Source organism: Aliiglaciecola lipolytica E3, assembly GCF_000314975.1.
Classification (GTDB): Bacteria; Pseudomonadota; Gammaproteobacteria; order Enterobacterales; family Alteromonadaceae; genus Aliiglaciecola; species Aliiglaciecola lipolytica.
In genome coordinates, this window is record NZ_BAEN01000066.1 from 1 (window position 1) to 9,006 (window position 9,006).

A 9,006-nucleotide genomic window follows, 5' to 3' on the forward strand; every position below is an offset into this window, starting at 1 on the left:
AAATTTTTTTTGCAGAACCGGAATTTTGCAGGGGCGTATCTTAGGGAAATACGCGCCTGTAAGCAAGTATAAAAACCAATAAACTGCTGATTGTATACTTATTCTTTAATCTTAATCTGATTCATATTGATTAGAGCGATTAAAGCGTGAGCAGTGTTACGGTAATTGGATTTTCCCGTTGATTACCATGATACAATCCATGCCGGCGTTAATAGCCGCTTGTCTGCCTATTTCGGTGTCTTCGAACACTACGCATTCATCGGCATTTAATCCCATATTTTGCGCTACAGTTAAAAAGGTTTCACCGTGAGGTTTTCCATGCGTAACATCAGAAGAGGTAACAACCGTTTCTACCCTTTCTAATAATCCTGTTTCAGTCAACATCCGCAATGCATTTTCGCGATCTGCGCCAGTACCGACGCCCATTTTAAGCTGGCCTTGATAACGCAGCATTACTTGATATGTGTCGTCAATCACCGCTAACTCTTCGTCTAAGCCAAGCCAAATTTCACGTTTCTTTTGTGCCACTTGGTCTAAGTCGCGATCAAGTCCGTATTTTTGGTTTAATAAACTGACGATTTCTCGGGTCGGCACGCCTCCCAGAGAATATATAAACTCGCCATCGCAGGGAATATCAAAGATTTCACATGTTTGTTGCCATGCGATGGCGTGTGTTCCCATAGAATCGATTAAGGTGCCATCCATATCAAAAACGATCCCTTTGTACTTGCTTAAATCTGGCATCACATTTCCCTAGTAGGTAAATAAAAAGGTAATTTACATAAAATTGGTGAATTAAAAATGAAAATGCCAGTAGATACTGGCATTTAATAAATTTGGCTCATTGCTGTATTTGTAGCATGGCTTTTAGGCCGTAAAAATTAATTACGAGTTTTTCAGGCTAAAATAGCCTTTGTTGTGGCTAAAGCTCGCGATTACATATTGAAAACAGCTCTCGGGGCTAAAGACCCCGACTACATGTTGAAACCAAAGTTTAAGTCTTAAGCGTTACCCGCTACTTTCATTTTTAGTTCGGCAGCAAAATCGAGCATTCGATTTAAAGGAACTAACGCTTTTTGTCGAAGAGCTTCATCAACAAATATTTCGTGGCCAGTATTATCGGTCAACGCATTATAAATGGCTTTTAAACCATTCATTGCCATCCAAGGACAATGCGCACAGCTCTTACAGGTTGCGCCATTGCCTGCAGTAGGTGCTTCATAAAAGGTCTTTTCAGGAGCCAGTTGCTGCATTTTGTAAAAAATACCGCGATCGGTAGCCACGATAAACTTTTCATTGTTCATTTTTTGCGAAGCTTGGATCAATTGTGTTGTAGAGCCAACCGCATCAGCCATTTCTACCACACTTGCAGGCGACTCAGGATGAACCAAAATTGCCGCGTCAGGATGCAGATGCTTCATCTTTTTTAGTGCATTTGCTGAAAATTCATCATGTACAATACATTCGCCTTGCCACATCAACATATCAGCACCGGTTTGCTTCGCGATATAAGCACCTAAGTGTCTATCTGGACCCCACAATATTTTTTCACCCATGGCATCCAAATGTTCAACAATTTCTAAAGCAATGCTCGATGTTACTACCCAATCGGCTCTTGCTTTCACTGCCGCTGAGGTATTCGCGTATACGACTACCGTGTGATCAGGATGAGCATCACAAAATGCACTAAATTCATCAATAGGACAGCCTAAGTCTAGCGAACAGGTCGCATCGAGTGTTGGCATCAACACGGTTTTTTGCGGGCTCAAAATTTTTGAGGTTTCGCCCATAAATTTCACACCGGCCACAATTAACGTCTGCGCCTCACTATCACGCCCATAACGTGCCATTTCCAACGAGTCGGAAATAAAGCCGCCAGTTTCCTCAGTCAAAGCTTGAATTTCAGGATCGGTGTAATAGTGAGAAACTAAAACTGCGTTTTTCTCTACTAATAAACGCTTAATCTCATCTGTGTAAAACGCATTTTGTGTTGCGCTGAGTATTTCTGGTTTTACCGGAAACGGGTAGTCAATAGAATCAATGCGATTCACCTGCTTCATCATATTCTCTTGTTAACAGGGTTAAGATGTCCGCATATTATACAATTATTACAAACGAATGAAAAACCCCGTTTTATTATTGGCATTATTTACGCTATCTATAGTGTTTTAGGCCAAATAACCACCTTGTCAGCCAGGTTCGTTTTACTAATTCGTAGCCTATCAAACCCCCTACTACCGTGCCGCCCAACAAAACTAGCAACTCTAGAAAAGGTGGAATATTGAACGGTTTTGCATACCAAGCGATCACTACAATCAGGGTTTGATGGAACATATACCAGGGCAATACCGCATTATTCGCATAGCTGATTGCTGCGTTTTGACGATTTAGATAACGCCCTGCATAGCCAACTAAACAAAAAATCCAGGACCACAGGTTTACAATAAAAATAGTGCCATAAATTGCACGCACTAACAGCGAGCTTTCGTATTGTTGCGCAAGCCAAGTAAACCCCTCGTTTCTGTCAGTTACAATAAAAATATACCCTAGGAGCGCTAGCGCTAAAAACCAGCGGCGTGCAGATATTACTGTATTCCACCAATGAATTTGTTGTGCAAAAAGATAACCAAAAACAAATATCACAAAATATTTTGCGTGATTGTACCAATCACTAATGAGATCGTGAGTTGTGGGATAAGCAAGCCTCAAAGTTAGGTAAATTAACAACAGGCTCAACACAATACAGATAAACGCGACGCTAAAATGGCTTTGTTGAAATGTTTTGTTGCCAATGAGTTTAGTAAGAAAGGGTCTAATCATTAGCACAATTAGGCTATACACCCACAAATATGGCAAAAACCATAGGTGATTCCATGTGAGTAAACCAATAATAGAGTGATGTTCTTCTAGCAGTTTGGTATTCGGATTAATATATTCTAACCAGAAGGATAAAAACCCAATTGGTATGAGGTTTTGACTTCTGGCCTCGACGTACACCTGAGGAGCGACAATGACAAACATGCCAAAAATCAACGGCACAAGTAATCGGTTGGTTCTAAGATTTAGTAAACTTGCAATGGAGTAGCGTTTTACAATTAGCGATAACGCCATAGCACTGATAAAAAAGAGCAACGACATACGCCAAGTGTTAGTAAGGATCATAACTTCTTGCAGCCAACGAAACGTGTGTTCGCTTTTGATATGCCAGCCCCAATCGGAAACGTAATACATGCCTATGTGGTAAAAAATAAGCACAAAAAATGCTAAATTCCTTAACCAATCAATATCATATCGACGATCACCTGAGGGTTGTGTCATGCTTAAATTCTCACTTTCAAAATAAATGGGTTGATTTAGCATCAAGCTCAAAACACAATAAAGACAGGCGCAAATGACCAATAGAAAGGCAGTAGGGATAAGCGGTGGATATTAGGGATAAACAAAAAACCTCTTGGTTGGAAAAGTTTGACCAACACAAATACCTGTATAGTTATTTGTTGATTGCTGCCTACCTTTTCATCAATAACACTATCAATGCATCCAGCGTCTGGATGGAACATAATCGCTCTGGTGAAGCACAAATTCAATTGTGGGAACCCTACGTTTGGGAATACTCAAGCGCATTGAGTACTCTGATATTGTTACCCTTTATTTTTGCTTTGTTTCGGCGTATGCCGCTACGTTTTGCCCATTTAGGCCGGCAATGTTTTATCCATTTTCTAATAACCATACTGTATTCGGCTGCGCATGTTGGGATCATGGTGATGTTGCGTGAAGGTATCTATTTGTTGGATGGCGGAAACTATGATTTTTCGCCATGGTTGCGAGAGTTTTGGTATGAATACCGTAAAGATGCCTGGGGATACGTTTTTTGGCTAATTATCTACCAAATCGTGCAATCCCTGTATGCGCGGATCAAAGGTGAAGCGAGTATTGTTAACGCTCATGATGAAGCAAACACGCTTAACAATGACTCAGCCCATTCAACTTCGCCGAATAGTTCACCAGATTTCCTGTTAGTGAAAAAACTAGACAAAGAATTTCTGGTAAAAGTAGATGAAATTGAATGGCTTGAATCCGCAGGCAATTACGTAAATTTGCATAAGCATGGACGTATTTATCCACTAAGAGGCACGCTTAACCAGACTATTAGTCGACTAGCGAATAAAGGCTTCAGTCGCATCCACCGAAGTTTTGCAGTTAATTTGGCAGCAATTGATAATATTCAATATCAGCCCAGTGGTGATGGTAAAGTGACTCTAAAATCGGGGAATACGCTTAACTTATCGCGTCGCTACAAAGATGAACTTAAACGTCAATTTGGATAAATAGTTTATGTAGCTCTTGAAACAAACGCTAATTCCTCTTAAATCATTCAGGGGTTTTTGTTCGTATTTTACTGAAACAAGCATTCAATAGAGTCTACAAACGCAAAAGCAATTAAACTGGGAAGTTTTTAGGCACAAACAAAACGAACTGAAATTCACTAATTATTTAACCACAAAACGAGTGTAATATGCGCAAAACCATTATTATCAGCTTTCTGTTCACTCCCCTACTACTAGCGAATGAGCTAAAACATGACTCCTATTCTAATGTAAAGGTTGGAATGTCAGCGGACAAAGCGCTTACACTGCTCAATAACTATCAATCAGAAAAAGTCTTATATGATGAGCAGGATTCGTGCTACTACTTAACACCAATAACCAATCTCGATGGTGCGCAAATTATGATTTTGCAAGGTATCGTTGAGCGTTTCGATATCGATGACCAGTTTTCTAAAGTGAAAACGCCAGAAGGTATAGGGATTGATTCGACAAAACAAGAAGTCCTCAATGCCTATCAAGAAGTGAAAACCTCCGAACATCCGTACATGGGTGATGCAGGTGAAACCCTGGAGGTTAAACTAAGTAACGGCAATGGCATTATTTTTGAGACCTACAATGATAAAGTCACATCATTCAGACTCGGGCGTTATCCTGCCGTTTTGTTTATCGAAGGCTGCGCTTAATTGAGCGCTTTAAGCGCATTTTCAAATACGCTTTTAAATCGAGTAAAACCCTCGATGTGCGGCAGATGACCAAGATTATCCAGTTCAGTCACCTTAATATCCGGATTCCGTTTTTTTACCCTATCCCCTAAAAGATCATAACGCCCTAGCTCGTATTCAATACCCGTTTTTTTCCAATTTCTTCCCGGTCCAGTTCTATCTCTGGTACCCAAAATCAATGAAACGGGCATTCTAAATCTGTCGAATTCTTCAATCACAGGGCCAGTAAATATCATATCGTAAGTACGAGCACTTACTTGTGCTAAGGTATCCCAATCTGGCCCTTGAACCCAACCAATCAAAGGCGTTGTTAAATCTGCATAGGTTTTATTCCAAGCACCATCATAATAATTTTTGGTTTGATAATTTACGATTTTCTTAGCTGATTGTTGAAGCGCATTCTGATAGAAAAAATCGACATCTTTATATTCAACGTAATGTAAATAGTTCTCCAAGCCAATTGGATTCACAAGGATAAGGTTTGTCGTCACATGGGGATATAAAAGTGCAAAACGTGAGGCCAACATTCCACCCATCGAATGCCCGACTATATGGGATGTGGCGATGTCTAAATGTTCCAATAGATTTTTGGTGTGTGTTGCTAGCGCTTCGAAGCTGTATTGATAATCAATGGGTTTGGAGGATTTTCCAAACCCGATCTGGTCCGGCATTAATACCCCATAACCTAAACTTTGCAGAAAGTCTGCTGTGTTTTTCCAATACGCTGCGTTAAAGTTTTTACCATGTAATAACGTAACTACAGCATAATTTGGTTTAGTCGCAGGCAAATACATATATGCCATTTCCAACGCTTTGCCTTGCGATGTAAATGTATAGCGAGCAACAGGAAATGGGTATTCGTAAGTACTTAATCTCTGATCAAAGGCTGTTTTAGACGTACTTAATTGCGTATCTAACGCGTAAGTTTTAATCGACAACAACATAAAACCAATTATAAAAAGACGTGCGGAAGTAACTATCATGAGTGGCTCCATGTTTTATTTCTAACGGATTGAAATTTTTGACTCATTCATTAAAGCGCAATTTTAATAAGACTAAATGCTCATCACTTTTTTCCGGCAATACATTGCTGCGCTGACTGTACATTGTCAGCGACAAACCGGGCAATGGTAGAATCAAGATCTTTGGTTGCGAGCATTACCTGCAATTTGCTTAATGTCTTTTGTTCGCATACGTTAGCAAATAATTTATCTGCATACACACTTTTAAAGTAGGAGCTGCGCTTTTCAGTTATTTGCGGTACGCCTGCGATAAGCGCATCCATCACTTTATACTGTAAGTCAGATTGATTCACCGGAAACAAGTTGTTCATTACTCCTCGTTGGATACCAAACTCCGCAGTTTGTGGATCAGCCAATAGCACATTTAACCAATAATGTTTAATTTCACGAATCGGTAGAGATGCCCTAGCTGCAACCTGAGCACGTTTTCCGGCTAATGTGCTGTCACGCTCAGATTCATTATCAATCATGCTGGAAACGTCTCTGAGGCTCGCCAGATGGATTAAGATATTCCATCGTTCCGCCTGCGACAGTGTTTCACCTAAAAGTTGATTACTCTCAAGCATTTCTTGCAATCTATCGGTTTCGTTACGCGAACGAACCGACCTCAGATATTGTTCGAAGACTAATCTTTGTGTTTGTGCTGGTAATTCCGGATCATTCAATTTGTTCCAGAGTGCGATTTCAACCTGTTCAAAAATGTGTAAATAATTGGAAGTTTGTTGCCTTTCCAAGATATTTAACCGAGCGTTCAGTAGATAAAATAACTGCTCTAAAATACGTTGATTATATTCAGCCGCTATAGTCTCGGTTACAAAGCCCCAATCAACATCTTGGGAATTTAATTTACTTTGAATAAGCATCGACTTAAGTAATTGGTCGCTACTTTGCTTGATAAGCATTTCACTATTTTTTGCACTTTCGTCGTCTAATTTAACTTCTGCATATGTCCAATTTCCATAGTTCGGAAAAACCAAGGCTGGACAGCCAATTTGTGTATTCAGTTGAACCGAAGTCTGCGCCCCAGAAACGGTAACAGGACTTAATACAGTAGGATGGGAACTTGTATTTTCAAATAACGCTATCTGCAGTTTATGCTCCCTTAAGGGAGTACCACTTTGATTAATAGTTAAATGGGTCAATAATCCATTTTGACATGTGAAGTCTGCCACAAGTTGGTTATATCCCGATTCTAGCAACCAGTCATCAGACCAAGCTTTTAAATCCATGTCAGACACACTAGCTAACGCGTTCATAAAGTCTTGTAGATGAGTATTTTGCCACGAATGTTTCTTTAGATAGAGCGCGATTCCTGTTTGAAAATTATCTTGGCCCACATAGTGCGACAATTGATTTAAAACAGCAGCTCCTTTTGAATAGGTAATGGTATCAAATATTTTCTGAAAATCATTTACGTCTGTTACAGGGACTTCTATAGGATGTGTAGATAGTTTTGCATCCGCTAACATTGCTGGCACACTTTTACTCAAGTAAAAATCATGCCAAAGATCTTTGTATTCAGGTTCACCTGATAACATCACGGAAGAAACCAAAGTCGCAAAACTTTCGTTTAACCAAAGTCCGTTCCACCACGCATTGGTCACCAGATTACCAAACCATTGGTGTGACAATTCATGCACGATGGTATCGTCTCGCAATTGTCTTTGCATTATGCTTTCAGGGCCGTATTGCGCCAGTTCTTCAGTAAACGTAATGGCAGCCACATTTTCCATTGCACCAATATTAAAATCAGGTACTAGTAATTGGTCATATTTTCTAAATGGATAGTCAATCTCAAAATAATTCGAATAAAATGCCATGCCCCGTTTTGTTGTAGCAAACCACTCTTCGACTGGAACATTGTCAGCTAATGCTTGTCTTGCAAATAAACGTAACGGAATATTTTGATAATTGTCTTCCCAAACTGTGTATGGCCCCGCATGAAGAGAAAAAATGTACGTGGAGAAATTTTTAGAGGTGGGAAATTGCCATTCATTGTATCGAGCAGCGTCAATAATATTGGTTTCGCGCACCGACGTAACAACTTCCCATTCTTTTGGTGCTAGCACCGTTAATTTGTAATGCGCTTTTATGTTTGGTTGGTCAAAACTAGGGAATAATAGATTGGCGTAATAAGGCCACAAATAGCTATATAAATAGACATTACCGTCTTCAGGATCAGTGAATTTATGTAACCCTGTACCATTGTTGGAAAAGTCGTGTTGATATTTTACTGTGAGGGTATTGTCGCCCTTTATTAGAGCCTTATGTGGAACAGTGATAAAATTACCGTTATAAGCAAAATCACTTTCTTCGCCGTTTACCACTAGATTTAAAACGTCGCCATCTTGAAAATCTAACGTCACTTCTTTGTGCTTGTCGATTAAATTAAAATTAACCGTGACTTCACCCGCAAATTTATGCTCTTCGGAATAGATATCAATTGTAAGTTCATAACTTACTTGACTGACGTTTTCGCTGCGAAATTCTGCATAAGCTTCATTTAAACCAGAATGATTTGCCCTAAGACCATTTTGTGTACCCTCTGATTCGGGTTGAGTGGCGATTTGAGATTCAACAGAACAACCTTGTAGAAATAACATTGTGAGAGCAATTGAAAATATCACTCGAAACATTAAGCACCACCCTGGCAGAACTACATTTTGGATTTAGCAATATATCACGACAACATTAATTGTCTATTTTTTGGATATGTGGATTTATGACAGGAGCAAATAAAAACACGGGGCTAAAGCCACCGCCTACAGCTAACCGATAGCACGGGATTTATCCCGTGAAGTGCATCCAAACAACCACTAGGCTAAAGCCATCGCCTACAGCTAACCGGTAGCACGGGATTTATTCCGTGGAGTGAATCCTAACAACCGCAGGGCTAAAGCCACCGCCTACAACTAACCGGTAGCACGAGATTTA

7 protein-coding genes are annotated in these 9,006 nt (G+C 39.9%); 2 read left to right on the top strand and 5 right to left on the bottom strand.

What is annotated here, in order from left to right; translation table 11 throughout:
- Window positions 1-156: 156 nt before the first annotated feature.
- The 3 genes from GLIP_RS17100 to GLIP_RS17110 form a co-directional block, all read right to left on the bottom strand.
- Window positions 157-744 carry an HAD family hydrolase gene (locus GLIP_RS17100; RefSeq protein ID WP_008845933.1) on the bottom strand — a complete coding sequence of 196 codons (588 nt, stop codon included), beginning with the start codon at window positions 742-744 and terminating at the stop codon, window positions 157-159.
- A 257-nt stretch (window positions 745-1,001) separates the two neighbouring features.
- The gene (gene nadA / locus GLIP_RS17105) at window positions 1,002-2,060 is read right to left on the bottom strand and encodes a quinolinate synthase NadA (RefSeq protein ID WP_008845934.1); all 1,059 of its coding nucleotides are present in this window, start codon (window positions 2,058-2,060) and stop codon (window positions 1,002-1,004) included.
- Window positions 2,061-2,154: 94 nt separating this feature from the next.
- Window positions 2,155-3,318, bottom strand: coding sequence for an acyltransferase family protein (locus GLIP_RS17110; RefSeq protein WP_153886364.1), 1,164 nt, complete (start codon window positions 3,316-3,318; stop codon window positions 2,155-2,157).
- Window positions 3,319-3,422: 104 nt separating this feature from the next.
- On the opposite strand from GLIP_RS17110, the gene GLIP_RS17115 reads away from it, so the two are divergent.
- Both GLIP_RS17115 and GLIP_RS17120 read left to right on the top strand, forming a co-directional pair.
- Window positions 3,423-4,328 carry a LytR/AlgR family response regulator transcription factor gene (locus GLIP_RS17115; protein ID WP_008845936.1) on the top strand — a complete coding sequence of 302 codons (906 nt, stop codon included), beginning with the start codon at window positions 3,423-3,425 and terminating at the stop codon, window positions 4,326-4,328.
- Window positions 4,329-4,516: 188 nt separating this feature from the next.
- Window positions 4,517-5,011: a hypothetical protein gene (locus GLIP_RS17120; protein ID WP_008845937.1), complete on the top strand. Its 495-nt coding sequence runs from the start codon at window positions 4,517-4,519 to the stop codon at window positions 5,009-5,011.
- Here the strand turns inward: GLIP_RS17120 and GLIP_RS17125 are convergent.
- Window positions 5,008-6,033, bottom strand: coding sequence for an alpha/beta fold hydrolase (locus tag GLIP_RS17125; RefSeq protein ID WP_008845938.1), 1,026 nt, complete (start codon window positions 6,031-6,033; stop codon window positions 5,008-5,010). The genes GLIP_RS17120 and GLIP_RS17125 overlap by 4 nt on opposite strands.
- Window positions 6,034-6,116: 83 nt before the next feature.
- Window positions 6,117-8,708: an aminopeptidase N gene (gene pepN, locus GLIP_RS17130; protein WP_008845939.1), complete on the bottom strand. Its 2,592-nt coding sequence runs from the start codon at window positions 8,706-8,708 to the stop codon at window positions 6,117-6,119.
- Window positions 8,709-9,006 lie beyond the last annotated feature (298 nt).

Bases quoted from the DNA above. Each gene is read 5' to 3' on its own strand.
- GLIP_RS17100 (WP_008845933.1), bottom strand. From the start codon at position 744: ATGCCAGATTTAAGCAAGTACAAAGGGATCGTTTTTGATATGGATGGC.
- nadA (WP_008845934.1), bottom strand. From the start codon at position 2,060: ATGAAGCAGGTGAATCGCATTGATTCTATTGACTACCCGTTTCCGGTA.
- GLIP_RS17110 (WP_153886364.1), bottom strand. From the start codon at position 3,318: ATGACACAACCCTCAGGTGATCGTCGATATGATATTGATTGGTTAAGG.
- GLIP_RS17120 (WP_008845937.1), top strand. From the start codon at position 4,517: ATGCGCAAAACCATTATTATCAGCTTTCTGTTCACTCCCCTACTACTA.
- GLIP_RS17125 (WP_008845938.1), bottom strand. From the start codon at position 6,033: ATGATAGTTACTTCCGCACGTCTTTTTATAATTGGTTTTATGTTGTTG.
- pepN (WP_008845939.1), bottom strand. From the start codon at position 8,708: ATGTTTCGAGTGATATTTTCAATTGCTCTCACAATGTTATTTCTACAA.